At 29.3% G+C, this 26,161-nt stretch carries 31 protein-coding genes; 17 read left to right on the plus strand and 14 right to left on the minus strand.

Annotated elements, in window-relative coordinates:
- Window positions 1-16 precede the first annotated feature (16 nt).
- The 3 genes from LOS89_RS04885 to LOS89_RS04895 form a co-directional block, all read right to left on the minus strand.
- On the minus strand, window positions 17-2,167 hold the full coding sequence (locus LOS89_RS04885; RefSeq protein ID WP_231836722.1) for a M56 family metallopeptidase: 2,151 nt from the start codon (window positions 2,165-2,167) through the stop codon (window positions 17-19).
- Window position 2,168: 1 nt separating this feature from the next.
- Window positions 2,169-2,528 carry a BlaI/MecI/CopY family transcriptional regulator gene (locus tag LOS89_RS04890; RefSeq protein WP_231836723.1) on the minus strand — a complete coding sequence of 120 codons (360 nt, stop codon included), beginning with the start codon at window positions 2,526-2,528 and terminating at the stop codon, window positions 2,169-2,171.
- Between the two features lie 101 nt (window positions 2,529-2,629).
- Window positions 2,630-3,856: an MDR family MFS transporter gene (locus LOS89_RS04895; protein WP_231836724.1), complete on the minus strand. Its 1,227-nt coding sequence runs from the start codon at window positions 3,854-3,856 to the stop codon at window positions 2,630-2,632.
- An 84-nt stretch (window positions 3,857-3,940) separates the two neighbouring features.
- On the opposite strand from LOS89_RS04895, the gene LOS89_RS04900 reads away from it, so the two are divergent.
- The 3 genes from LOS89_RS04900 to LOS89_RS04910 are packed head-to-tail and all read left to right on the plus strand — an operon-like array spanning window position 3,941 to window position 5,920.
- Window positions 3,941-4,531, plus strand: coding sequence for a DUF1684 domain-containing protein (locus LOS89_RS04900; RefSeq protein WP_231836725.1), 591 nt, complete (start codon window positions 3,941-3,943; stop codon window positions 4,529-4,531).
- On the plus strand, window positions 4,524-5,171 hold the full coding sequence (locus LOS89_RS04905; protein WP_231836726.1) for a TatD family hydrolase: 648 nt from the start codon (window positions 4,524-4,526) through the stop codon (window positions 5,169-5,171). The genes LOS89_RS04900 and LOS89_RS04905 overlap by 8 nt, the downstream gene beginning before the upstream one ends.
- Before the next feature lie 23 nt (window positions 5,172-5,194).
- A complete protein-coding gene (locus LOS89_RS04910) occupies window positions 5,195-5,920 on the plus strand; it encodes a tRNA threonylcarbamoyladenosine dehydratase (protein ID WP_231836727.1) in 726 nt (241 codons plus the stop codon).
- Between the two features lie 33 nt (window positions 5,921-5,953).
- On the opposite strand, the gene LOS89_RS04915 is transcribed toward LOS89_RS04910, so the two are convergent.
- A complete protein-coding gene (locus LOS89_RS04915) occupies window positions 5,954-6,973 on the minus strand; it encodes a GyrI-like domain-containing protein (protein ID WP_231836728.1) in 1,020 nt (339 codons plus the stop codon).
- Window positions 6,974-7,007: 34 nt separating this feature from the next.
- The gene (locus LOS89_RS04920; RefSeq protein WP_231836729.1) at window positions 7,008-7,196 is read right to left on the minus strand and encodes a hypothetical protein; all 189 of its coding nucleotides are present in this window, start codon (window positions 7,194-7,196) and stop codon (window positions 7,008-7,010) included.
- A 75-nt stretch (window positions 7,197-7,271) separates the two neighbouring features.
- Here LOS89_RS04920 and LOS89_RS04925 point away from each other — a divergent pair, with 75 nt between their 5' ends.
- Complete coding sequence (locus LOS89_RS04925) at window positions 7,272-7,655, plus strand: pyrophosphohydrolase domain-containing protein (protein ID WP_231836730.1); 384 nt, start codon at window positions 7,272-7,274, stop codon at window positions 7,653-7,655.
- 56 nt (window positions 7,656-7,711) lie between these two features.
- On the opposite strand, the gene LOS89_RS04930 is transcribed toward LOS89_RS04925, so the two are convergent.
- The gene (locus tag LOS89_RS04930; RefSeq protein ID WP_231836731.1) at window positions 7,712-8,779 is read right to left on the minus strand and encodes a branched-chain amino acid aminotransferase; all 1,068 of its coding nucleotides are present in this window, start codon (window positions 8,777-8,779) and stop codon (window positions 7,712-7,714) included.
- Between the two features lie 268 nt (window positions 8,780-9,047).
- On the opposite strand from LOS89_RS04930, the gene LOS89_RS04935 reads away from it, so the two are divergent.
- From LOS89_RS04935 to LOS89_RS04950, 4 genes are all read left to right on the plus strand, one after another.
- Complete coding sequence (locus LOS89_RS04935) at window positions 9,048-9,548, plus strand: DUF4920 domain-containing protein (RefSeq protein WP_231836732.1); 501 nt, start codon at window positions 9,048-9,050, stop codon at window positions 9,546-9,548.
- 3 nt (window positions 9,549-9,551) lie between these two features.
- Window positions 9,552-10,016 (plus strand): hypothetical protein, encoded by a 465-nt coding sequence (locus tag LOS89_RS04940; protein WP_231836733.1) that lies wholly within the window; start codon window positions 9,552-9,554, stop codon window positions 10,014-10,016.
- 40 nt (window positions 10,017-10,056) lie between these two features.
- A complete protein-coding gene (gene mnmC2 / locus LOS89_RS04945) occupies window positions 10,057-10,722 on the plus strand; it encodes a tRNA (5-methylaminomethyl-2-thiouridine)(34)-methyltransferase MnmC2 (protein WP_231836734.1) in 666 nt (221 codons plus the stop codon).
- Between the two features lie 131 nt (window positions 10,723-10,853).
- Entirely contained in the window at window positions 10,854-11,048 is a 195-nt protein-coding gene (locus LOS89_RS04950; protein WP_111565666.1) for a hypothetical protein, read from the plus strand.
- Window positions 11,049-11,089: 41 nt separating this feature from the next.
- On the opposite strand, the gene LOS89_RS04955 is transcribed toward LOS89_RS04950, so the two are convergent.
- Entirely contained in the window at window positions 11,090-12,028 is a 939-nt protein-coding gene (locus LOS89_RS04955) for a LysR substrate-binding domain-containing protein (protein WP_231836735.1), read from the minus strand.
- A gap of 100 nt (window positions 12,029-12,128) precedes the next feature.
- On the opposite strand from LOS89_RS04955, the gene LOS89_RS04960 reads away from it, so the two are divergent.
- The 5 genes from LOS89_RS04960 to can all read left to right on the plus strand — a co-directional run bounded on the left by LOS89_RS04960 (window position 12,129) and on the right by can (window position 16,014).
- Window positions 12,129-12,608 carry a Dps family protein gene (locus LOS89_RS04960; protein WP_231836736.1) on the plus strand — a complete coding sequence of 160 codons (480 nt, stop codon included), beginning with the start codon at window positions 12,129-12,131 and terminating at the stop codon, window positions 12,606-12,608.
- A 79-nt stretch (window positions 12,609-12,687) separates the two neighbouring features.
- Complete coding sequence (locus LOS89_RS04965; RefSeq protein ID WP_231836737.1) at window positions 12,688-12,978, plus strand: hypothetical protein; 291 nt, start codon at window positions 12,688-12,690, stop codon at window positions 12,976-12,978.
- A gap of 64 nt (window positions 12,979-13,042) precedes the next feature.
- A complete protein-coding gene (locus LOS89_RS04970) occupies window positions 13,043-14,641 on the plus strand; it encodes a SulP family inorganic anion transporter (protein ID WP_231836738.1) in 1,599 nt (532 codons plus the stop codon).
- Window positions 14,642-14,647: 6 nt separating this feature from the next.
- Entirely contained in the window at window positions 14,648-15,331 is a 684-nt protein-coding gene (locus tag LOS89_RS04975) for a carbonic anhydrase family protein (protein ID WP_231836739.1), read from the plus strand.
- Between the two features lie 47 nt (window positions 15,332-15,378).
- On the plus strand, window positions 15,379-16,014 hold the full coding sequence (gene can, locus LOS89_RS04980) for a carbonate dehydratase (protein ID WP_231836740.1): 636 nt from the start codon (window positions 15,379-15,381) through the stop codon (window positions 16,012-16,014).
- Window positions 16,015-16,016: 2 nt separating this feature from the next.
- Here the strand turns inward: can and LOS89_RS04985 are convergent, their stop codons facing one another.
- Genes LOS89_RS04985 through LOS89_RS04995 form a run of 3 tightly spaced genes read right to left on the minus strand, consistent with a single transcriptional unit; the run spans window position 16,017 to window position 18,027 of the window.
- Window positions 16,017-16,589, minus strand: coding sequence for a pentapeptide repeat-containing protein (locus tag LOS89_RS04985; RefSeq protein WP_231836741.1), 573 nt, complete (start codon window positions 16,587-16,589; stop codon window positions 16,017-16,019).
- Between the two features lie 10 nt (window positions 16,590-16,599).
- Window positions 16,600-17,358: a TIGR02757 family protein gene (locus LOS89_RS04990; protein ID WP_231836742.1), complete on the minus strand. Its 759-nt coding sequence runs from the start codon at window positions 17,356-17,358 to the stop codon at window positions 16,600-16,602.
- Window positions 17,359-17,361: 3 nt separating this feature from the next.
- Complete coding sequence (locus tag LOS89_RS04995; RefSeq protein WP_231836743.1) at window positions 17,362-18,027, minus strand: ABC transporter ATP-binding protein; 666 nt, start codon at window positions 18,025-18,027, stop codon at window positions 17,362-17,364.
- Between the two features lie 152 nt (window positions 18,028-18,179).
- Here LOS89_RS04995 and msrA point away from each other — a divergent pair, with 152 nt between their 5' ends.
- Genes msrA through LOS89_RS05010 form a run of 3 tightly spaced genes read left to right on the plus strand, consistent with a single transcriptional unit; the run spans window position 18,180 to window position 19,885 of the window.
- Window positions 18,180-18,833, plus strand: a complete 654-nt coding sequence (gene msrA, locus LOS89_RS05000; RefSeq protein WP_231836744.1) for a peptide-methionine (S)-S-oxide reductase MsrA — start codon at window positions 18,180-18,182, stop codon at window positions 18,831-18,833.
- Window positions 18,834-18,848: 15 nt separating this feature from the next.
- Window positions 18,849-19,517: a GTP cyclohydrolase I FolE gene (folE, locus tag LOS89_RS05005; RefSeq protein WP_231836745.1), complete on the plus strand. Its 669-nt coding sequence runs from the start codon at window positions 18,849-18,851 to the stop codon at window positions 19,515-19,517.
- Window positions 19,518-19,570: 53 nt separating this feature from the next.
- Window positions 19,571-19,885: a hypothetical protein gene (locus LOS89_RS05010; RefSeq protein WP_231836746.1), complete on the plus strand. Its 315-nt coding sequence runs from the start codon at window positions 19,571-19,573 to the stop codon at window positions 19,883-19,885.
- Between the two features lie 25 nt (window positions 19,886-19,910).
- On the opposite strand, the gene LOS89_RS05015 is transcribed toward LOS89_RS05010, so the two are convergent.
- From LOS89_RS05015 to LOS89_RS05030, 4 genes are all read right to left on the minus strand, one after another.
- A complete protein-coding gene (locus LOS89_RS05015) occupies window positions 19,911-20,747 on the minus strand; it encodes a GIN domain-containing protein (RefSeq protein WP_231836747.1) in 837 nt (278 codons plus the stop codon).
- Window positions 20,748-21,055: 308 nt separating this feature from the next.
- Entirely contained in the window at window positions 21,056-21,781 is a 726-nt protein-coding gene (locus LOS89_RS05020) for a head GIN domain-containing protein (RefSeq protein WP_231836748.1), read from the minus strand.
- A 22-nt stretch (window positions 21,782-21,803) separates the two neighbouring features.
- A complete protein-coding gene (locus LOS89_RS05025; protein ID WP_231836749.1) occupies window positions 21,804-23,576 on the minus strand; it encodes a PspC domain-containing protein in 1,773 nt (590 codons plus the stop codon).
- Window positions 23,577-23,581: 5 nt separating this feature from the next.
- Window positions 23,582-23,911: a PadR family transcriptional regulator gene (locus LOS89_RS05030; protein WP_026724567.1), complete on the minus strand. Its 330-nt coding sequence runs from the start codon at window positions 23,909-23,911 to the stop codon at window positions 23,582-23,584.
- Window positions 23,912-24,344: 433 nt separating this feature from the next.
- Between LOS89_RS05030 and LOS89_RS05035 the strand changes: the two genes are divergently transcribed.
- The gene (locus LOS89_RS05035) at window positions 24,345-26,138 is read left to right on the plus strand and encodes a tetratricopeptide repeat protein (RefSeq protein WP_231836750.1); all 1,794 of its coding nucleotides are present in this window, start codon (window positions 24,345-24,347) and stop codon (window positions 26,136-26,138) included.
- Window positions 26,139-26,161: the final 23 nt, after the last annotated feature.

The following is a 26,161-nucleotide window of genomic DNA, read 5'->3' on the forward strand; positions in this document are numbered from 1 at the left end:
AATCGGGATTTTTTTGTTATTTGGTTTCAATTATTATTTTTTTGATTCTTTTCTTTTCTTTAGGAGACATTTCATCTTCAATAATGATAAGGTCTTTAATTTTTTCAAACTCATAATTTTTAAAGAAATCAATATTGTCTTCAAGGATTTTACCTCTTAATTCTAGTTTTAATTGATTTAAATAGTGTGTAGGATAGCCCGGAAATTTAATTTTATCACCATCAAAAACAACAACATCATCACCATTTTTTATTGTTATAACTCTTGGTTTTGGTTTCTCTGAGTTTCTTTTTGAATTTAAGTATTCTTTATAAACAGGATTGTTTTTTTCAAAGAACTCTTTTGTTTCAATTATAATTACTCCATTTTTAGCTTTTTCACCATATTTTTTAAGTGCAAATGTCGTGGCTGTCATTACACTTGAAGAGGCAATTTCTTTAGTGTTGACTTTGACTAATTCTTCATAAGTGATTTCTTTATCATTAAATATTATTAATGCTTTTTTAGCATCTACATTTTTATTTTTTTTGATATTGTTAATTAGATCTCCTTGTTCTGTTTTTGTGTAACTAACATCATAAGTGAAAGACTCTTTTTCTTTTGTGTTATTGTTATTATTTTCGTCTGAACTTACGACATGGTAACCAATTCCCCAACCTGAGTTATTTTTTTCAACTTCACTTTTAATATTTATATCTTTTTTAGTTGTAAATTCATAATAAACTTCGCCTTCTTTTTTATCAATGTTATATTTTGATTTTAATTCTTTTTCATCTAGTTCTTTTAAAACATCTAACTCTTGGTCTAAAGGGATTTTAATTTTTTCGTTTTCAGGTTGAAGCTTTCCATTGATAATTAATTTTACTTTTTTTCCATTTTTTACCATGTTGTCAATTGTATAGCCACCTGATGTAATAGAATCGACTTCAATTGATTCATCTACAGAAATATATTTTCCAGTAACTAAATTTGAAACTTCTTCAAATCCAACACTTTTTTCATCATTCTTGTCTTCTTTTATGAAAATTTTAATTGGCAGAATTGGTTTGTCACCTTTTACAATTTTTATGTTTTTAGATTTCGAATTCTTTTTTGAAGAAAATTCTAATTTGATTTCTATTATTTCATCATTTTTATTTCGTTTTATATCTGAAATTATTAGTTTTTGTTTTTCATCAGAAAAAGTTTTCTCTAATTCTTTTATTTCTTTATCTGTACTATTTTTGGTTAAAACCGATGAATAACTTGAAGAAACTGTATAGTTTGATTCTTCAATTTTTATTTCCTTTACTTGAGCTACGGTTTCAATTTGAAACATAACAAAGAAGCCAACTAAAAGAGGAAGAATTGTTGCATATTTCCATGCATTTCTTTTGTTTGATTGATTTGTGTTTAACATAACGATTCGTTTTTTGATTAATGATTGATAAAATTGATTAGTAATACCTAAGCTGTGTTGATGAGTCACAACTTTTAATAATGTTTTTTGATAGGCGTATTTGTTTTCTATTTGTTGAAAAGTCTCATTATCAGCAATGAATTCTAGGTTTTGAAGCATCGATTTTCGGTACAACCAAATGATAGGGTTACCCCAAAAGAAAGCACAAAATAGTTTTCCAAGTAACACATCAAAAGAGTGTTTCTGATTTACGTGAATACTTTCGTGTGTTAAAATGTGTTCAATTTCCTCATCAGTAAACATATTTTTATTGATTACGATATATCGGAAAAATGAAAACGGATTTTCGTTAATATTGGTTTCAACTAAAGTATAGGCTTCATTTTTCAGTTTGTTATGCTTTTGAATTTTACCGAAGAATGCAATCAATTCGATACCAATTTTTACTAAAATTAAAATTGCAATTACTATGTAAGCTGAACTCAAAATAATCGACCAATCTATACTAACTGTTTCTTTTGGTATTTCAGTTTGATTATAAGTTAAAGGAATTGCATCTTTATAAACTTCTGGAAGTGGAGTAGGCTCAATCCAGATAGTTTTTGTAAATGTTATTAATGGTAAAACCAATGAAAGCAATAATCCTGTTATTAAATACCAACGATTTGAATTAAAAAAAGTTTCTTTTCTTAAAAACAGTACATACATCAAATAAAACAGAATGATTAGCCCGTTTGCTTTTACGAAATAGATTAACAAATTTTCCATGCTATTTCTTTTTTTCGATTAATGCTAAAATTTCACGGAGTTCATCAGCTGAAATTTTTTCTTCTTCAGCGAAATAAGAAACTAAATTTTTGTACGAACTATTAAAATAATTTTCAATAGCTGTATTCATAAAGGTTTTACGGTAATCTTCAATTTTTACAATAGGATAATATTGGTGGGTTTTTCCATATGCATTGTATCCTACATACCCTTTTTCTTCAAGATTACGTACAATCGTAGATAATGTATTGTAATGAGGTTTATCTTCTGTTATTTCTTCCATGATGTCTTTTACAAAAGCTTTTTTAAGCTTCCATAAAATATGCATGATTTCTTCTTCTTTATTGGTTAGTTTTTGCATAATCTTAAGTTTTGTCATTCTGAGCTTGTCGAAGAACAAAACTATAACTAAATTTTTAGTTTTACAACTGTTTTTATAGTTATTTAACTAAATTTTTAGTTTTATATATTGTGAGGAGGTTCTTTTTTTACCAATCTACTTGTCCAAATGAAAAGTACAACGCCAATAATTCCTAGTGTTCCCATAAAAAACCAATTGTGTTTATAGCTAAATAAATCAATCATTTCCATTCCGGCTTCGGCACTTAAAATATGAGCGGTACTATAACACATGGTAAAAATTGCCATATAACGACCTTCATGACCTTTTGGAGCTCTACTCATGGCAAAGGAGTTGGAAAAAGGGAAAGCAAACATTTCAGCAAACGTCATGAATAACATCATGATGATTAAAATTCCTGCCCATTGATTTATTAGAAGTAAATACATGCTAATTGCCATAGCCAAACAACCAAAAGTGATGACTTTTAATTTGTCTATTTTATTACGTTCGATATAACTAACAATTGGCATTTCTAAAAAGAAAACTAAAACACCATTAAGTGTTAAAAGTAAACCGGTTTGAAATTCACTTAGGTTGAACTGTTCTTTGTGATATAGCGGAATAGTGGTGAATAATTGGAAAAATAAAACACCGGTTATTATAGTTCCACTTAAAAATATCCAGAATGGTTTGTCTTTAAAAACAGAATGTGTAAGTATTTCTCCGGGATGTTCTTTATCAGTATATTTTGATTTCTTTTTCTCTTTAACTAAAATCCAAAATATTGATATAGCCAAAATACATGTTGCTCCATCAACCCAAAACAAACCTTTGTAACCAACGGTCATAATTAGTAAACCACCAAGAGCTGGTCCAGCAGCAAATCCTAAATTAATTGCTAAACGTACTAAAGTTAATGCGCGTGTTCTATTTTCGGGTTTTGCATAAGCACCAAGCGATACAAACATAGCGGGTCTGAACATATCGGCAATAACCATAATACAAAACATAGCAACTACTAAACCTTCAAAAGTTTTGACAAATTGTAAACCAAAAAATGCCAAACCGCTCGAAAGCAAACTGAAAATCATGATTTTATAAAATCCAATCTTATCTGATAATTTTCCTCCTAACCAAGAGCCAATAATGGAACCTAATCCAAAACTTATTAAAACCCATTTAACTTGATCGTAGGTAAAATGCAAATCTTCTCTCAAATACTTAGATAAGAAAGGAAGTACCATTGTTCCTGCTCTGTTTATAAATGTAATTAGGGTAAGTATCCAAATTTCACGAGAAAATCCTCTGAAATTATCGATGTATTTGTTAAATGCGCGTTGTAACATACTTTGATTTGTATTCACAAATTTACGAAAGGTGTATCGATTTAAATGTTATAAAAATTATATATTTTTGTAAAAAACCAATCTATGAAAAAGCTACTTATTTTCCTTTTTTGTTCGGTAGTTGCATTTGCTCAAAAAGACTTAAGTGCTTCCGAAAAATTTCAAACCGAATTAAATCAGAGTTTTTCAGATTCACTAAAAAGTCCATTAACGAAAGAAGATTTACAACATTTTAAAGGATTGGATTTTTTTTCACTAAATGAAAAATATATTGTAGAAGCCAAATTTGTTAGAACTAAAAAAGAAAAGGCTTTTGCAATGAAAACAACAACTTCACGAACTCCTTTGTATGTAAAATATGGAGAACTACATTTTACAATTGATGAAAAAGAGTTTAAATTAAACGTGTATCAGAATATTGATTTATCAAAGAAACCCGGATATGCAGATTATTTGTTCTTACCCTTTTCTGATTTAACTTGTGGAAAAGAAAGTTACATTGGCGGACGTTATGTTGACATGAGAATGCAAAAAGGTAAAACCTGGACAATTGATTTTAATAAAGCCTATAATCCCTATTGTGCTTATAATTATAAATATTCATGTCCGATTGTTCCTTTAGAAAACGATTTGGATATCGAAATTTTAGCAGGTGTAAAAAAGTATCATGACTAAGTTTATCAATTTGCATACGCACAAATTTTCAAACCTTGCAGATGTAATTGAGGTTGTGAATCAATACCCATGGGAATTTGATGCTGGTATTCCTAATTATTCAATAGGGATTCATCCTTGGTATATCGATGAAAATCGTTTGGAATCTGATTTGGAAATGATCAAACAAAAACTGCAATTAAGCGAATGTTTGGCACTTGGTGAATGTGGTTTGGATAAACGAATAGAAATTCCGTTAGAAGTACAAATTTCGGTTTTTAAAAAGCAATTAGATATTGTAAAACAAACAAATAAACCCATTGTGTTGCATTGTGTTGCGGCTTATGATGAAGTTGTAGCAATTAAAAAAGAAATGAAAATTGAGAACCCAATGATAATTCATGGATTTTCTAAAAATGAACAAGTGGCAAAATCACTTTTAAATAATGGTTTTTATCTTTCGTTTGGAAAATACTTACTTCGTAATCCAGATTTAGAAAAAGTATTTACCTTTGCACCCGAAAATCAAATTTTATTAGAAACGGATACAATTGAAGAATCGATTTATCAAGTATATGAAAAAGCAGCTTCGATAAAACAAATTTCAGTTGAGAAAATGAAAACAATCGTTTTTACTAATTATTTAAAAATTTTCAGTTAAACAATTTAACGATTCAAGATATTATGGCAAAGTGGAAAGAAAGAGCGGTTTTATTATTTAAAGAGGAAGGAATTCAAAAACTAGAAAATGCAAATGTTTTAGTTGTTGGATTAGGTGGAGTAGGGAGTTTTGCTGCCGAGTTTTTAGCACGTGCTGGAGTAGGAAATATGACAATTGTTGATGGTGATGTTGTAGATATTACAAATATTAATCGTCAATTACCAGCATTGCATAGCACTGTTGGTGAACCAAAAGTAAAGATTGTTGGTGATCGTTTAATGGATATTAATCCAGATTTGAAATTAACAAGAATTGAAGAGTTTTTATCGCCTGAACGTGCATTTGAATTGGTTACACCAGAATTTGATTATGTCTTGGATTGTATTGATAGTTTAACGCCAAAAATCAATTTGATAGTTGCATGTAAACGTAAAAAAGTAAAAGTTATCAGTAACATGGGAGCTGGTGGAAAATTCGAAGCTGAAAAAGTTAGAGTTAGAGATATCAGTAAAACTGATTATTGTCCGTTAGCAAAGCAAGTTAGAAAACGTTTAAAATCGGAAGGAATTTCAAGTGGTGTTAAAGTTGTTTACTCTTTTGAAAGACCCGATTATGATAGTGTAAAAATGACCGATGGTTCTAACTTTAAAAAATCATTTTATGGAACCAATAGTTGGATGCCTGCTCTTTTTGGATTGCATGCAGCAGAAACAGTAGTGAAGCATTTAATAGGTAAAGTGAAAAAATAATAAAAAATCCCAACATTTAATTGTTGGGATTTTTTATTCTGTTGGTGTTGTATTTTCGGTTGGAGTAGCAGCACCTTCTTCTGTAGTTTCTGTTTTAGGTTTAGGAACATAAATACGTTTTTTAACAGGAATATAGATTTCAGTAATCCATTTAGAAGGTTTACGTTCTTTCGGTAAACTTACTTTATAAATTTCAATATTCGTTGCTTCTAAATCCTCAACTAATTTTTTTGATTTAATGTAATTTAAGGTTTTATCCCAAGCTTCCTGACTGTGAGAATAATCTCCAGTTAAAGTAGTTTTTACAGCTAAAAATTCATCAAAATGTCCTCCTGAAATTTCACTACCAGGTGTTGTTAGAATTTCTTCTTCCACAGGAACACACATAGAAAATATAGTTGTCTTTGTCTTTTTATCCCAAGTGTTGTAAGTAATAAAAGGCAATCCTGTGATTATGATTTCATTCTTTTCAACAAACGACATCATATTTTGTAACATAGTTTTAGATACTTTCTGAAAATCGTCAAAAGAACAAGTGTCAATTTGCTGAATATAGTTAGTAGCGTGTTTAGTTACTAATCCGTGAATTTTAATCTTATAAGTTGATAATTCTTTGACTAAATAATTATCAATGTTGTTTAATCCTTTTTCTAATTTATTTCCAAGTACATTATTAACGCCACCTTTTAAAACGCTTAAAAGTTTTAAATTGAAATCTAATTTTCCTGTTAATTCCCAAGTAATCAGAGCACCATTTTTTGTTTTTTGAAAACGCATTATGGATGCATTTTTTTTACCAGAAACAGTTATGTCTTGTATAATGGTATCACTTGGAACTAATTTCTTATTTGAAAAATTAGAATTGTCTTTATCCCAAGGATTCCAATCGATTAAAGAAGTGCTATCGGAAACGAAATTATAAACAATGTCCTTTGAAATTTTAATTTCTTTAGAACGTACTACTTTGTATTCGCTCTGCTGGGTAGCAACGAATACTAAAAATGCTACGCTAAATAGCAGTAATAATAGTAGTATGTATTTTAAAATTCTCATTGAGGCGTGAGTTTGTTTTTCAAAAGTAAGAAAATTAATCTTTCATTACTATTTTTATTAAGAACAGTAATCCGATGAAAATTAAAAATCCAATTAAAATCCAATAGGTTCCTTTGTAGAATGGTTTTAATGCTTTTAAATCTTTACGATAAACAATTACCATTGTTGTAACAAATGCAATTAAAAAGAAAATAGCAAAGTAGATTTGACCTGTTGAAAACATATTGAAAATTTTTACAAAAGTAAGAATTTAATACTATCAAATTTTTTAATTTTAGTGAAATTTATAGAGAGAATTATGCAAAAACAATTAAATGCTGTAAGGTTATTTCATGAAACCTATGGTTTAGGTGTTAGTGAAGAAATGAAAGCCGATTTAGGTGCTTTAAAAAATGAACTTCGTTTTAATTTAATGAAAGAAGAAAACGAAGAATATTTAGAAGCAGTTCAAAATAATGATATTGTTGAAATTGCTGATGCACTTGGCGATATGTTGTATATTTTATGCGGAACTATTTTAGAACATGGTTTACAACATAAAATAGAAGAAGTTTTTGACGAAATTCAACGTTCTAATATGAGTAAACTTGGTGAAGACGGAAAACCTATTTACCGCGAAGATGGTAAAGTAATGAAAGGTCCAAATTATTTTAAACCAAATTTCTCAGCAATTTTAAAATAACAAAAAAGCGATTTCAATTTGAAATCGCTTTTTTGTTTATAATTTTTACATTCAAATTATATTTTTACTGTCCAACCAAAAGTGTCTTCAGCTAATTTGTATTGAATGTTAGTAAGTTTCTCTTTAATGTCTAATGCCATTGAGTTTTCTAATTTTGGTAATTCAAAATACTCACCTAAATATGAAAATCCTACAATTGGATTAATAACTGCTGCTGTTCCAGCTCCAAAAATTTCTTTTAAAGAACCATCTTTTGCAGCTGCTACTAACTCAGCAACTAAAACAGAACGAACTTCTACATTGATATTTTCTCTTTTTGCTAATTCAATAACGCTTTTACGAGTAACACCATCTAAAATTCTTTCGCTAGTAGGAGCCGTGTATAAAGTATCATTAATTCTAAAGAAAACATTCATAGTTCCTGCTTCTTCTAATTTAGTATGTGTAGCATCATCTGTCCAAATGATTTGTTGAAAACCTTGCTCGTTAGCCAATTTAGTTGGGTAAAATTGCGCAGAATAATTACCGGCTGCTTTAGCTGCTCCGATTCCTCCATTTGCTGCTCTACTATAATGTTCAGCGATAAGTACTTTAACTTCTCCAGAATAATAAGCTCTTGCTGGAGATAAAATAATCATAAAACGATATTCTTGAGATGGTGCTGCAATTACTCCATGACCAGTAGCAATCATAAAAGGACGGATGTATAACGTATTTCCTTTTCCTTTTTTAACCCATTCTTTTTCAATTTCTAATAAACGGTGTAATCCTCCTAAAAAGACATCTTCAGGAACTTCTGGCATTGCCATTCTCACAGCACTTTTGTTGAAACGATCAAAATTTTGATCTGGTCTAAATAACCAAACATCATCTTGCTCGTCTTTGTAAGCTTTCATTCCTTCAAAAATAGCTTGTCCGTAATGAAAAACTCTAGCCGATGGTTCTATAGAAAAAGGAGCATAAGGTTCAATAACAGGTTTTTGCCAAGCACCATTAACATAATCACACACTAACATATGATCTGTAAAAACATTACCAAAGGTTAAGTTTTCAAAATCTACTTGATTGATTTTTGATACTGGAGCCGAAATAATTTCAATTTCGTTTAAAGTTTTTAATTCCATTTAGGTCAAACTGTTATTTGTTAAGCTTTTATTTTTCGTAAAAAAAACCTCTTTTTCCTGTGTTTTTTGCAAATTTAATAAAAAATAGCCTTTCTTCTTATGTTTTACAAAATAATTATTAACATGTAATTTAATTACAAACCATTGATTTTATTATTACTAATTGTTATTTTTAAAACTTTATAACAAAAAAATGTTCTAATTATTACTTTTATGTTTGGTTATTCTGATTAGAAAATTTGTTTAAATTTGTCGCAAACTATAAATCATGAAAAAAATACAATTTATTTTAGCTATTCTAGCAATTTTATCTACATTTCAGGTAGAAGCACAAAAAACTACTAAACCTTCAGCTCAAAATGTATCGGGTTATGCTTCATTTGGAGAAAAGTTTGCAGTAGGAAAAGTTCTTTCTAAAGAAGAAATGTTGAAAAAGTATAAAAATCTTAAAAAAGGAGATTCTATACCAGTACAATTTAAAACAACTATCAATTCTGTTTGTAAGAAAAAAGGATGTTGGATGAAATTAGATTTAGGTAAAGGAGAATCATCTTTTGTGAAATTTAAAGATTACGGTTTTTTCGTTCCTTTAAATTCTGATGGAAGTGAAGTTATTGTAAAAGGATATGCTTTTGTTGATGTAGTTACAGTTGATGAGCTAAAACATTATGCGAAAGATGCTGGAAAATCTAAAGATGAAATTGCAAAAATTACGAAACCAGAAATTACATATTCATTTACTGCAACAGGTGTTTACATTAAAAAATAAAAAATGAGATTACTTAAAATTACTTTTTTATTTGTTTTCGTTGGATTGATTTCTTGTCAAAAAGAGAAAAGTTCAGAAACATCTGAAGAAACCTCTGTTGAGAAAAAAACTGATTCTTCAAGTTCTAAAGAATTTGAGATGTACGAAATGTCAGAAATGGCTGCTTTAATGGAGCAAATGTATGTAGATAATCAGCGTTTGAAAGAAAGAATAATTGAAGGTGATACGATTGGAAAATTTCCACAACACTTTATCAAAATTCATAAAGCAGTAATGACTGATGAACATGATAAAGATGCTTTTTTTGATGAGCAAGCGCAAAAATTCATAAAAGCGCAAGAGCTAATTTATAAAGATCCTAAAAATGCTAAAGAACATTTTAATAATGGAGTAGATGCTTGTATACAATGCCATCAAGTAAAATGTAGTGGTCCAATTCCTAGAATTAAAAAATTATATATTAAATAGAAATTAAAGGTTTAAAATTTTTTAAACCTTTTTTTATGTTATGAAAAGAGAAGTTATAATTACCGATGATGGTTCTACAACAATAAGAATTCCTGAGTGGGATGAAAATTATCATTCAACACATGGAGCAATTCAAGAAGCCAAACATGTTTTTATTAAAAACGGATTGGATTTATTTAAAGAACATGAAGCTGTTGCTATTTTGGAAATTGGTTTTGGTACTGGTTTAAATGCATTTATTACTTTTTTAGAAACAATTGATAAGAAAAAAATAGAATATGTTGGAGTAGAGGCTTATCCCGTTGTTCCTGAAGAAATTTTGCAAATGAATTATGTTTCTGAATTACAAGCGAATCAATACCAAGATGTTTTTAATAAAATGCATTCTTGCGATTGGGAAAAACAGCAAGTCATTTCAAGCAATTTTCATTTAACTAAGAGAAAACAGTTTTTTCAAGATATTGAAGATAAAAACAAATTCGATTTGATTTATTTTGATGCTTTTGGATTTCCATTACAACCCGAATTGTGGAGTGAAGCTATTTTTAAGAAGATGTTTGATGCTCTTTTACCAAAAGGAACACTTGTTACTTACGCGTGTCGTTCATCGATTAAGAATGCTATGCTAAGTGTCGGATTTTCAATCGAGAAACTGCCCGGAGCTCCAGGAAAACGTGAAATGCTTCGAGCAACAAAGAATATATGATTTACAGTATAAAGTAAGAATTTAATAAAATTTTATGATTTTTTTTGTCAACTAAAACGTTTTCGGATTGATTTTTTATTTATCTTTACAACAAGTTCTTACCCCTAGTCTAACGTTTTATCTAAAAAAGTATGCCAAGACCAATGTTTTCTTACACCAAGTCAATTTTGGAAAGAGTGAGTTTTGATGCGAAACTATTTTGTAAAGAATTGGAAAAAGCAGTACGTATATTGCTTCCATACGAAATAGATCAATTGAGAGAGTGGCTTCTACAATTTACTGAAGAAAAGCCTGAATTAAGACAATGTTTAATTTATATCAACTAATAATATAAAGTCCCGATGTTCTCGGGACTTTTTTATTTTGATTATTTTGACTTAGGACTTATTATCTCTACATCACTAAAAGCAATAGCCCCTCTTACAACACCCGATATTACATCTCTAAATGCATTGATGATGTGGATTTTTAATTCGTTTTTTGGGTAAATTAAACTAACTTCCCTTGCAGGTTTTGGATCTTTAAATGTTTTTAGTTTGTCTTTACTTTTTTCATTTAGGTCCAAAGTGTGTAAATAGGGTAAAAGAGTAGTTCCTAAACCTTCATCGGCTAATTTGATTAATGTTTCAAAACTTCCGCTTTCTAATTGAAAATGACTATCTGTTATAAACTTATTGTTTTTGCAAAGATTAAGAATACCATTTCTAAAGCAGTGACCATCTTGTAAAAGCAATATTTTATCTAAGTCTAAATCAGCAATTTCAATCTCTTTTTTACCTATTGATGGATGATTTGCCGGGACATAAGCAACAAAAGGTTCGTAATAAAGCACTATTTCTTTAATGTTTTCTTCTTCTAGCGGAGTAGCTGCAATTGCACAATCTAAATGACCATTCTTCAGTTTTTTGATTATTTCTTCGGTGGTTTGTTCTTCAATAATTAAATTAACTTTTGGATATTTTTTAATAAAGTTATTTAAAAACATAGGTAATAATGTTGGCATAATCGTAGGGATTATTCCGACTTTAAATTCACCACCAATGTAACCTTTTTGTTGGTCTACAATATCTTTTATTCTACCAGCTTCATTTACAATGTTTTTAGCTTGGTTTACAATCTTCTCACCAACCTCTGTTAGTAAAATAGGTTTTTTACTTCTATCAAAAATTAATATATCGAGTTCATCTTCTAATTTTTGAATTTGCATGCTTAATGTTGGTTGAGTAACAAAGCATTTTTCTGCAGCCAACGTGAAGTTTTTGTATTCGGCTACAGCCAGAACATAATATAATTGAGTAATCGTCATAGTATTGATAAATTTTATGCAAATATAAAAACTATCAATTAAATTTATTAATTATGGGGTGCTAATTTTTCTAATTTTGGAATATTAAAAAAGCAAAATCATGAAATTAAATAGTTTAGGATTACCAATTGAACAATCAGAAGAGTTAGTAAAAGAATTAAATACACTGTTATCTAACTTTCAAATATATTATCAAAATTTAAGAGGTTTACATTGGAATATCAGAGGAAAGCGTTTTTTTGATTTGCATGTAAAGTTTGAAGAATTATACAATGACAGCCAATTAAAAATTGATTTAATTGCAGAACGTGTTTTAACTTTAGGAGGGATTCCATTACATACATTTTCAGATTATATTGCAAATAGTGAACTAAAAGTTGGAAAAGATATTTCAAAAGACGTTGAAGCAATTCAATTGATTTTAGATTCATTAAGTGTTTTGTTGCAATTAGAAAGAGGTATATTGAATAAATCTGGGGTAATTGATGATGAAGGAACCAATTCAATGATGAGTGACTTTATCAAAGAACAAGAAAAAACCATTTGGATGTTAAAAGCTTGGATGGAAGAAGAAATTTAATAAATATTGAAACCACCTTTTGGTGGTTTTTTTGTAAAATATTGTGAAAAAATCCGATTTGAAATAGTATATTCGCAATATGAAAATATGGGTTAACATAGTTTTGTTTTTCTTTATTACTTTTTTATCAACTCCTACTGTAATAGGTATGATTGATGATAAAGTGAATACCTCTTTTTTTTATTCTATGTGTGAAGAGGAAGAAAATCACGCTCCATTTAATGAAATTAAATCAGTAGCAGCTACTCAGTTTTCATTTGATAATCTTACTCCTATAAAGTTGAAGAAATTTAATTTTGTTTTAGTACATGATTTGACTTTTGATAACCTTGCACATCAAATTTTTTCACCACCTCCAGAAACAGTATAATACTTTAAATTTTTTAAAACACATTTTCATATTGTGTTAATATTAATGTATTATATTATTTTCAATGAATAATCATTCTATTTTTTCCAATGTAAGAGGTGATCTTGCAGCTGGATTAGTTGTATTTTTAGTTGCATTACCATTATGTTTAGGTATTGCATTGGCATCTGGAGCACCTTTGTTTTCAGGTATTGTTTCGGGTGTAATTGGTGGAATCGTAGTTGGATTTCTTAGTAATTCAGCTTTGAGTGTTACCGGACCAGCTGCCGGATTAACTGCAATTGTTTTATCTGCAATTACAGATTTAGGAGGTTTTGATATTTTTTTAGTTGCTGTAATTTTAGCTGGAGTAATTCAAGTAGCTTTAGGTTATTTAAAAGCAGGTAGTTTTTCAAACTACTTTCCTACAAGTGTTATTGAAGGAATGTTAGCTGCTATTGGAATCATCATTATTTTAAAGCAAATTCCTCATGCTTTTGGACACGATGTTGATAATGAAGGTGACTTTTTCTATATTGAAAAATCTGGGCATACAACTATTGATACTTTAATTGAGTCAATCAATTTTATTCATTCAGGTGCTTTAATAATTGCCATTTTATCGTTAGCAATATTAATTATTTGGGAAAAGGTTCCTGCATTAAAAAATATTAAATTAATTCCAGGTGCATTAGTTGTAGTTATTGTTAGTATAATTTTAAACGAATTTTTTATTCAAACAGATTCAAAATTTGCTATTACTACACAAAATCACTTAGTACAATTGCCTTCAATTTCTGAGATTAGTAACGGATTTGCATTACCAAATTTTTCATCTTTATTAAATGAGAAAGTTTGGATTGTTGCCATAACAATTGCAGTTGTTGCTTCAATTGAAACGTTGTTATGTATCGAAGCAACAGATAAATTAGATACTTATAAAAGATTTACAGATACCAATCGTGAATTAAAAGCGCAAGGTGTTGGTAATATTATTAGCGGATTATTAGGTGGTTTACCAATGACATCAGTTGTTGTGCGTTCATCTGCAAATATCAATTCTGGTGGAAAAACTAAATTATCAACAATATTTCATGGTATACTTTTAATTACTTTTGCATTATCAATACCATTTATATTGAATAAAATTCCATTAGCAGCTTTAGCAGCGGTTTTATTAATGGTAGGATATAAATTGGCAAAACCAAGTGTTTTTGTACATTTGTGGAACAATGGATATTCGCAATTTATTCCATTTGTGATTACTGTAATTGCAGTTGTTCGTATCGATTTATTAAAAGGTGTAGGAATAGGTTTAGCAGTAAGTGTGATTTTTATTTTATATCAAAATTTAAAATTTGCTTACTCTTTTAAAAAAGAATCATTTCATGATGGCGATATTATTACAATTAAATTAGCACAAGAGGTTTCCTTTTTGAATAAGGCGGCAATAAAAAATACTTTAGCAAATATTCCAAGAAAATCGAAACTAATTATAGATGCTTCAAATACAAAATATATCGATTTTGATGTTGTGGAATTAATTAAAGATTTTAGAAACGTAAAAGCGGAAGATAAAGAAATTGAATTGAGTTTAAAAGGATTTAAAGAACAATACGATATCGACAATACAGAATTTAAAAACGTAAAAATTAAAGATTCAAAAGAATTAAAAAAAGCGTAAAATAAAATGAAAGCACACAACAAAGAAACTCAGGCTCAAATGACTCCAAGAAAAGCATTGCAATTTCTACAAGAGGGTAATGATCGTTTTATTAATAACTTAAAAGCAAATAGAAACTTACTTGAACAAGTTAATGAAACGCGTGACGGTCAATGGCCTTTTGCAACAATTTTAAGTTGTATAGATAGTAGAACGTCTGCAGAATTAATTTTTGACCAAGGTTTAGGAGATGTTTTTTCAGTAAGAATTGCTGGAAATATTGTTAATACGGATATTTTAGGAAGTATGGAATTTGCATGTAAAGTTGCAGGTTCAAAATTAATCGTAGTATTAGGACATTCGAAATGTGGGGCTGTAAAAGGAGCTTGTGATCATGTTGAAATGGGTAACTTAACGGAATTGTTATCTAAAATTCAACCTTCGGTATATCAAGAAAAGCAAACAACGGAAAACAGAACTTCTGGTAATGCTGAATTTGTTGAGAACGTTTCTGAAATTAATGTAAAACGAAATGTAAAGAACATTATAGAGAGAAGTTTTGTTTTAGAGCAACTTTTAGAGGAGGGAAAAATTGGAATTGTTGGTGCAATGCATGACATTGAAACAGGGAAAGTTGTTTTTTATGAAGATGTGCTTTACATTAAAGACGATTTAAATCCAAATTTTACTGTTGATCATTTAAAACATTAAGATTTTTAGTATAGTTTTTCTTTTTTAAAGCATAACAAAACAGTATAATGAGTGATTTTTATAAAAAAATACTAGACAACAATAAAAAATGGGTTGAGAGCAAATTAGCTATTAGTCCTAATTATTTTAAAAATTTATCAGAAAGTCAAAATCCACCATTACTTTGGATTGGTTGTTCCGATAGTAGAGTTCCCGCTAATGAGATTATTGGTGCAGAACCAGGAGAGGTCTTTGTACATAGAAATATTGCCAATATGGTTTTGCACACTGATATGAACATGCTTAGTGTTCTAGATTATGCTGTAAATGCTTTAAAAGTTAAACATGTTATTGTTTGCGGTCATTATGGTTGTGGTGGAGTTAAAGCAGCTATGCAAAATAAATCAATTGGGATAATTGATAATTGGATTCGTCATATTAAAGATGTTTACCGTTTTAATCATAAAGAATTGGATGCAATTGTTGATGAAAAAGAAAGATTCAATCGATTTGTCGAAATCAACGTGAAAGAGCAAGTTATGGATTTGGCAAAAACATCAATCGTTCAAAATGCTTGGAAAAAAGGTCAAGAATTAGTTATTCATGGATGGGTTTATGGATTAAATGATGGATATGTAACCGATTTAGGTTTAAACTTTAGTTGTGATAAAGATTTAGATGATGTTTATCAGTTGAAGTTTTAAATTTATTTGATGATTAAATCATATTTCTGAAGTAATCCTTTTAAGTTTTCAGTAGAAAAAACGGCTCTTTTCAATTTGTTTTTTTCAGGATCAATTATGAAATCATAACTTGTTGAAAAGTCTGTTTTGTTTGCTGTAGTTCCAATAAAAACAGCATGTCTTAAATTACAATTGTCAAACATAGCCTCGGTTAAATCACTTTCCATAAAATCAACAGCAATCATACTGCAATTTATAAACTGCATTTTTTTTAGTTTTAAGCTGTAGAATTGTGCATAGTCAAGTAAACTATCCTTGAAATGAAATTCAAATAAAATTTGGTCTGTCATTGCAAAGTTTACCGAAGTAAAATCACATTTGGTAAACCAAACATCTCGAAGAGAAACATGATTGATTTTTGTTCCTCTGAAATTACAATCAAAAAAGTTACAATCAATAAAAGTAACGGCAGTAAAGAAACATGCTCTAAAATCGCAATTGGTAAAAGTGCAGTTTTCGTATTCTTTGAATTTGATATCGTTTTCTGAAAAAGTTATTTCAGAAAAATTCTCATCGGTTATATAATCTGAATGCATGAATATATTTTTAAAACCCTTCAAAAACGCCAAGGCCAAATAAAGCAAAATCGTATTTTACAGGATCATTTTTGTCTAACTTTCTTAAATTTTCGTCTAATTCTGCTAATGCTTTAGCGTCATTTTGTTTTCTTGTAAGCAATTCTAATTTTCTTGCTACATTACCAGAATGCACATCTAACGGACAAGAAAGTAGGGCAGGAGAAATAGTTTTCCAAATTCCCAAATCAACTCCTTTGTTGTCATTTCTGACCATCCAACGCAAATACATATTAATTCGTTTCGCTGCTGAACCATTCAGTGGATCTGAAATGTGCTTTTCAGTTCTTGATAAATGAGGAATTTCAAAAAACGATTGCTTGAATTCTGAAATTGTATGTTGCATTGTCGGATTTTGCTTTGAGAAAATCGCCTCTAATCCGTTATGATTTTGGTAAATATGTTGTAATCCTTTTGTAAAACCAATAAAATCTTGACCATTAAATGTGCGATGAACAAAACTTTCTAATTTTTCCAATTGTGATTCCGAATGCGACATGACAAAGTCATAAGGTGAATTTCCCATCAACTCCATCATTTTTTTTGCATTGTTGATAATCATTTTTCGATTTTCCCAAGCAATTGTTGCCGCAAGAAATCCAGCAATTTCAATATCTTCTTTTAAAGAATATAAATGCGGAATTTGAATTGGATCGCTTTCAATGAAATTAGGATTGTTGTACAATTCAACTTTTTCGTCTAGAAATTCTTTGAGCTCAGAACGATTCATGTATTATTCTGTTACAATATTTCCATCAACCATGGTTAATTTTCTATCAGCCATGTTTGCCAATTCTTCATTATGCGTTACAATTACAAAGGTTTGCCCAAATTCATCTCGTAATTTAAAAAACAATTCATGTAAGTTTTCGGCAGTATGTGTATCTAAATTTCCAGATGGCTCATCAGCAAAAATTACAGCAGGTTTGTTAATTAAGGCTCTAGCAACGGCAACACGCTGCTGTTCACCACCAGAAAGTTCGCTTGGTTTGTGATGCGTTCTTTCTGCTAAACCTAAATAAGACAACAGTTTTTTAGCTTCTGTTTCCACTTCTTTTTTGTCACGATTCGCTATAAATCCAGGAATACAAACATTTTCTAAAGCAGTAAATTCAGGTAATAATTGATGAAATTGAAAAATGAAACCTAAGTGTTGATTTCTAAATTTTGAAAGTTCCTTGTCTTTTAAATTTAAAACCGTAGCGCCATTTATTTCTAAAATAGTATCATTTTGTTTTGCAGGTAAATCTAAAGTCCCTAAAATTTGAAGTAATGTAGTTTTTCCAGCACCAGATGCCCCAACAATAGAAACTATTTCGCCTTTTTTTATATGTAAATCCACTCCTTTTAAAACATGTAGAGTGTCATAATATTTATTTAGATTTTTTGCAGTAATCATAACGGAAGATTTCTACAAAGAAACAAAGTTTTTTGTCTAATAAAAAAACTATTCTTAATCTATTCACGTACCTCAAATAATAAAGTTTAGTTAAATTAATTTTTGTGTTTAATTTTTATTTAAATTTGTTAAACAAAATAACAAAATGCACTATGAGAATTTGGAATAAAGGATTATCGTTACTATTAGTTTTAATCTCTAGCTCTTGTAATGCTAAAGAAAAAACTAATTTGAATAAAGAATTTAAAGAACCTATTAAAACTAAAGTTAAAGAAGGTATGGAAGTTGCAACATTTGCTGGAGGCTGTTTTTGGTGTACAGAAGCTGTTTTTTTAGAAATTAAAGGAGTTGAAAAAGTGATTTCTGGCTATACAGGTGGAAAAACAGTTAATCCAACATACAAAGAAATTTGTACAGGAGAAACGGGTCATGCTGAAGCAATTCAAATTACATATGATCCAAAACAAGTTGCTTATGAAGATTTATTAGAAGTATTCTTTGGTACTCATGATCCAACTACTTTAAATCGTCAAGGAGCAGATGTAGGGACTCAGTATCGAAGCGAAATTTTTTATCATTCAGAAGAGCAAAAAACTAAGGCTGAAAACTATATTCAATTATTAGAAAAAGAAAAATTGTATAATAAACCGATTGTAACTAAAATATCTTCGGCAGTTGTTTTTTATCCAGCTGAAGATTATCATCAAAACTATTACAATCAAAATTCAAGTCAAGGATATTGTCAAATGGTGATTGCTCCAAAATTGGAAAAATTACGCAAATATTATAAATCAAAATTAAAATAGAAGGGAAAAATTGCTATGAATACTACTATTGAAAAAGAGATATTTGATATTATAGGTGACAATCACCAAATGACATCATTAGAAACGCCTCTTCGTCCTGATGCGTTTGTTAGATCAGATGAACAAAAAATGGAGGTTATTGAGCAGCATTTTGAAATTATCATGAAAGAATTGGGATTAGATTTGACCGATGATAGTTTACAAGGAACGCCACATAGAGTGGCTAAAATGTTTGTGAAAGAAATTTTTTCAGGTTTAAACCCAGCTAACAAGCCAAAAATTTCGGTTTTTGATAATTCTTACAAATATGACAAAATGTTAGTTGAAGCTAATATTAGTTTTAATTCTACCTGCGAACATCATTTTTTACCAATTGTAGGTAAAGCTCATATTGGATATGTTTCATCAGGAAAGGTAATTGGATTGTCTAAATTGAACAGAATTGTTGATTATTATGCTCGAAGACCACAAGTTCAAGAGCGAATGATTATGCAAATTTTTGACGAGCTTAAAACTGTTCTAGAAACGGATAATGTTATTGTTGTTATGGAAGCAACACATTTATGCGTATCGAGTAGAGGTATCAAAGATGAAACTAGTTTTACGTCTACTTTACAGTATGGAGGAGTTTTTAATCAGAAAGAATTTCGCGATGATTTTTATATAATGATTAGAAAGGAATAAGAATTAATTGTGGCATTAGTTTTGTATATTCGTTATGAAAACACAAATTAATAATGACTCAAAATTTAAATTCTACTACTAAAATTCCATCAAAAGACAATAAAGGCACGATGTTAATTCTAAGTCTTTTATTTGATGGTATTGGAATGTTGTCTTATTTGATTCCCGTTTTAGGAGAAGCCTTTGATTTCATATGGGCGCCAATTTCTGCAATTTTATTAATGGTAATGTTTAAAGGAACTACTGGTAAGTTGGCAGGGGTTTTTGGTTTTATTGAAGAAGCAGTTCCGTTTATTGATATAATACCAACTTTTACAATTACATGGTTTTATAAGTATGTTATAAAAGGTGGTCAGGATAACCAATAAAAAAAGGAGCATTAAGCTCCTTTTTTTATTTTTCCTTTTTATATAAAGTTACGTTGTTAATGAACTTGTTAATTTGGATTTTTGCTTCTCCAAGCAATTCAATTTCACTTTTTCCAGAAGCTGAAAGTAGAAGCGAAGTTGTTACATTAATATAGCTTTTTGAATAGCCTTCAGTAGTTAAATCAAAATTTGCCGCAACGAGTTTTTTCGCATTTAAGATAGAACTATTGTCGATTCTAACTTTTACGTTATTTGAGTTTCCTTCAATTGTTGCATCACTTTTTTGATACATGTCTAATTTTAACTCTGGCGAACTAACTAATGCTTTTAATTCGGCATTTTTACTTAGTTCTAGTGAAGTGTTTTCTGCTTTAACATTTAATTCTGCTTCCGCTTTATCGTTTAAAACCAATGCAAAATAATTGGCTTTTACATTAAGGTAAGATCTTGAGTTATCGTAATTTTTTACTGTAATGTTTTCCAATTCTAAATCAGCAAGTGCATGAATAGAACAATCATTTTTAGCAGTAATTAATTTTAAACTCGAAGTGTAATTGATTCGTAAAGCAAATTTTTTCGCTCCAGAAGCCTCACGTAAAGAAGTAACTCTTAATGTGCCTGCAACAACTTCAAAATTAATTATTTCATGCAAATTATCATCTGCTTCAATTTCTAAAGAAGGATTTTCAGATTTTACTAAGAATACTTCAAAATTGTCGTTAATTTCAATGTTTTCAAAATCAGGAATCTCTTTAACAGTAACCGTTACAATTTTAGAACCTTTAATTTTTTCTTTTTTTTGTGCGATACTAATTGTAGTAAAAAGTAAAAGTGTTACTAGTAGGGAAATTTTTTTTGTCATTTTATGATAATTTGATATCACAAACTTACACAAATTTTATTCCAATTTTATCTTTTTGAATTTTAGAAACAAAAAAATAATATTTGTTTGAGTGTAACAAAAATGAAAAAGCATCAGCTTGTTACTGATGCTTTTGATATTTATATGATTGCGTCTACTAGATTTAATACCAAAGTAAAAACGAATTCTACGACTTGTATAACCAACTTAATCATGAGAGTGAAATTTAAGGTTGAACTATTTATGTAAAAATATATAATGTTTAAAACAAAGTTGTTAATTATTTACTAATTGTGTGTTAAATCAATTTAGTCTTTTGTAACACTTCCTCCAGAAGTTTCTTCCTTGATTACTTTTTTTGGTTCTTTAATGTAATCAATTGAACTTCCACTTGAGGCTTTCGCGTTTAATAATACAATTGGATTTACAGTTGTGTTACTTCCGCTTGTTGATTGTGCTGTAATTTCGTTTGAAGCAAGTTCTTTAGCATTAATTTCACTTCCGCTTGACGATTTAGTATCTAAAGTTAATGCTTTACCGCTCACTTTAATTTCACTTCCGCTTGTAGATTCGCAACTTACTTTTTCGTATTCTAAATCGGCTTGAATGGTGCTACCACTACTGGTTTTTAAAGCTACGCTTGTTCCACTTAACTTATTAATTGTTTTGATGCTCGCACCGCTAGATGATTCTAATCCTTCAATAGTTTTGGTTTTTACACGAACAATAGCGCTTTCCATGGTGTTAATGTTTCCGTCAATTTTTACAATTAAAGTTCCGTTTTCAACTCTAGTAACGATGTATTTCATTAAATTATCGTCAACTTCAACTTCCAATTCTGAAGGAGATCCTTGTTCCAAAATAACTTCCACACCAGTACTTGCCTGAATTTTAGTGAAAGGAGTTTCGATGTTTCTTTTTTCAGTGACAACATTTCCGCTTCCGTCAATACCATCAATTAAATTCAAATTGCCATTACACGAGGTAAATGATAATGTAAGTAAGAGAACAATTAATTTTAAAGTTGTCTTCATATTATTTTGTTTTTAGTTAAATCTATTTCTTTTTTTCTTTGATTTCTTGATAAACTTTTTTGTCAACTTCGTCAGCTTCAATAATGAACTCTTCTTTTTTTGTAACAATTCCTTTTTCTTCAGTATTTACAACTTTTTTTACAAGTACACCGTTTTCATCATAGTATATTGAAGCAGATGTATCTCCTGTTTCAACTTTAATGCTAAGATCATTATTACTATCAGATTCTAAACAATTCAAACATCTAATTTTATCAGAGTCTACTTGGTAAACTGGATTTTTAGTGTCGTATTCATTTTCATCAAAAAAGTCGTAATCGCTTCTATCGTAATTACTATAACTTTCATCGGTTTGGAAGATAGTTCCTTTTGGTAAATATAAATAAATTTCTACTTCCTGGCCTCTGAATTTATTCTCAACAGCAGTTAACAAATAATTATCTAAAACGATTGTGTTTCCTTCGATTTTGTAATTGTATTTGATTTTTTCAGCTCTTTTCTTAGCTTGTGAAGTTGATTTTCCGTTCGCTAATTTCTCAATTAACATATATGGAGTTGCTTCATCTGTATACTTAATTTCGATTGATACATTATTCGAATAAATAATCTCGTTATCGCCTTCATCTTGTGTTATTTTGAAATCGTGATGTCTGTAATTGCTTTTCGAATAAAAATCGTTGTTTTTGAATTTGATTTTTAAAGTATCTGTTGGAGCAATTGCAATCACTTCTTTTTGAACCGATTTCCCATCAAAAGCTAATTGAGAAGCTTCGTTAATTCCTAATGAAATTATGATTCCAACGGCGATTAACCATACTGCTAACAAACTATATTTTACATAATTTCCGATAGATCTTAAGTTGTTTACGATTAGTTTTAATCCTAAAATCAGCAAGAAAAACAACGGAATTCCAAACCCTAATAATAAAAGCATTCCTTGAGCCCAAAGCGGTGTTTCTAGACCAATTGGCGTTTGGATGTTATTTAAAATGTAATTATCAGGCATTGTTGACGAAAATATCATGATGATACTCGTTATAATGATTCCTAACAACCCAATTCCCGAGAAAAACACGATAAAAGCTCCAATTATTTTGGCGAATGCTTTAAAGATAGTTGTGATGACTTCTTCAATAGTAGAACCAATTCTAGTAGCTCCAGATTTAGCTGTGTTTGCGATTTTCTCATGATCGATATTACTAAACTTAGAAGTAATATCGTCAAAACCTTCCTTTACTTTTTTTTCGATGTTTGAAATGGTTATCGGCTCGCCTTTCATTTCTAATTTTTGAGTTGTGGTAACCGCTTCTGGAACTAAAATCCATAATACGATGTAAACAAATAACCCAGTACCAAATCCAAAGAATAAAATAACCATGATGATTCGTAACCATAAGGTATCAATACCTAGATAATGTCCTAAACCAGCCATTACACCACCAAGCATTCCATTTTCTTTATCACGATACAATCTTTTTGATGGATAATAGAAATTTGTTGAAGAAGAACTAGATTGATATGTTGATTTCTCGTCATCAATTTTGTAATCTTCTGGTTGTCCCATAATTGTAATTACTTCTTCAATTTCAGTTAATCCAACAACTTGTTTGTCGTTTTTTAAACGTTCCTGAAAAAGTTCAGCAATACGGCTTTCTATGTCCTTCATTATTTCGTCTCTTCCATCAGGCGAAAGTGAACGTTTTACCGCTTCAAAATAACGCGATAATTTTTGATAGGCATCTTCATCTATATGAAAGAAAAAACCTCCTAAATTTATACTTATTGTTTTGTTCATGACCTTTAGTTTTGACTTGTTATTATGTTTACTGCATCTGATAATTCTTTCCAGGTGCCATTTAATTCTTGTAAAAATTCTTTGCCTTCATCGGTTAAACCGTAATACTTTCTTGGTGGTCCCGATGTTGATTCTTCCCAGCGATAGTTTAATAAACCATCGTTTTTTAGTCTTGTTAGTAATGGATAAACTGTGCCTTCCACAACTAATAGTTTAGCATTCTTTAGCGTATCTAGTATTTCAGAAGTATATGCGTCTTTTTCTTTTAAGACAGATAAGATGCAAAACTCTAAAACACCTTTTCGCATTTGAGCTTTAGTGTTTTCAATGTTCATAATTCCTTTTGTTTTTTTTATCTGATGATGAGTCAGATATAATTAGACTGTTCATTTTTTGATTTTTTTTTGCTTTCGCATTTGATTGATTTGATGATTGAAATAGATTACCTATTATTTTCTTATACAAAGATAAGTCTAAAAGCAGGTATTATGTTACGCATAGTACTAATATTTAACAAAAAATTAACATTTTAAAAAATAGTAGGAATGCATAGTATTTTTGTCAATTACAAAAGAAAATGAGAATCTACAAGAGTAAATGAGAATATCACAAGAGTAAATGAGAATGAGTCATGTAAAATACAAAATATTTAATAAATTTGATATGTGCTACTTGTAGCTATTATACAATTAAAATTAGATGTATATCTGCTATATATTAGCAAGGGTGCACAAAATTAGTCATAACTCTAAAAGAAAATCTATAAAATTGACAGTTTCAAATCAAAATAACGTAGAAATTGAAAAGACAATTTCTACCATATGTGAGAGTTTAAAACATAAAGAAACTGCCATATTTTGTGGAGCAGGAATTTCATTTAACTCAGGACTTCCATTAGTAAATGACTTATTGAAATATATCCTAAGATTAGTTGGAGTAAATAATAATGACGCTGAAAAACTTTTGAAATCTAATTTACCTTTTGAAGCATTCATACAAACTTTAATTGATGAAGCAAGCGTTGACGATATTTTAGAAATATTTTCTAAAGGGGAACCAAATACAAATCACGACTTAATTGCTGAGATATTGAATTCAGGTTATGTGAAAACTGTTATGACAACAAACTTCGATACTCTAATTGAAAGAGCATTAACTAAAATAGGTTTAAATGAGGGAGTCAATTATCAAGTATTTTCTACAGAAGAAGAATTTAAAAATATTGACTGGAAAAGTGAGACTATCAAAATAATAAAAATCCACGGCTGTATTTCAAACAAAAAAGAAATGGCAATTACTATGGAATTAGTCGCTAGAAGGATAATAAACCAGCAAAAAAATTATCTTATATCATCTTTTTTTTCAAGTAAAATCAATTCTAATATACTTGTTTTAGGTTACAGCTGTTCTGATTTGTTTGACATATCTCCAATAATTGAGTCTCTAGAAGATAATAAAAGTCAAATTACATTTTTAGAACACAATTCGTCTAATAAAGAAATTAAAATTGAGAGTATTTCATTAAAAAACTTCAAAAATCCATTTCAAGATTACATCGGAAAAAGGATTTATTTTCAAACTGATGAATTCACTAAACAATTATGGAAAAGTATTTTATCAAAACCTTATGAATTAAAACAATTCGAAATTTCTTGGAAAAAAAATATTGATAAGTGGTTGCAAGAAATAACTTCTTATTCTTCCGGAATGAAAAATCAAATTTCAGCGAGACTTTTTTATGACATTGGCGAATATAATCTATCTATTAAAATATGGGAAGAAGGTTTAACTATTGCGCAAAAAGAAAACAACCTCCTATTTTTCTATGCTCAACTTGGTAATATTGGAATGGCATTAAATGCTATTGGTAAATTTACTGATGCAAAGAAATGTTTAGAAGAATCAGTAAAAGTTTGTCGAGAAATTGGTAATATTCAAGGTGAAATATCTCAATTACAAGCATTAGGAAATATCTATAGAAATTTGAGAGAATTTGATAATGCAATTGAATCATTCAATAAAGCAGTATCACTTGCAGAAAAAAACGAATCAGATAGTTTGTGTTCTACTTTAGGCAATTTAGCAACTATATATAACCAAATTGAAGATTATGACAACGCCATTAAAATACTTCAAAAAGGTTTACCTATAGCTCTTGCTACTGGAAGTAAACAATCAGAAGGAAGTATGCTTACAAGTTTAGGAATTGCATTTTTTCAAAAAGGAGATATTGAAAAAGCAGTTGATTTAGTAATGGAAAGCATAAAAGTAACAAGACAAATTGGTGACCGACAAGGTGAATGTATGTCACTTCATAATTTATCTAATTTTTGTTTACAAATTGAAGATTACGAAAACTGTTTTAAACACTCAAGAAATGGTCTTGAAATCGCAAAAGAAATCGGGATAAGACCAAGTGAAGCTTCTGCATATTATAATATAGGAACTTGTCATTTTTTTAAAGGAGAACAAGAATTAGCAATTTCTCATCTTAATAAGGCAATTGAAATTTATATAGAAATATTTGGATGTAAATCGTCAGCAAAAAGTGGACTGATTTAGTTCAAAACTAAGAGAGTGTTTTC

This window comes from Flavobacterium channae (assembly GCF_021172165.1).
In the GTDB taxonomy this organism is placed as follows: domain Bacteria; phylum Bacteroidota; class Bacteroidia; order Flavobacteriales; family Flavobacteriaceae; genus Flavobacterium; species Flavobacterium channae.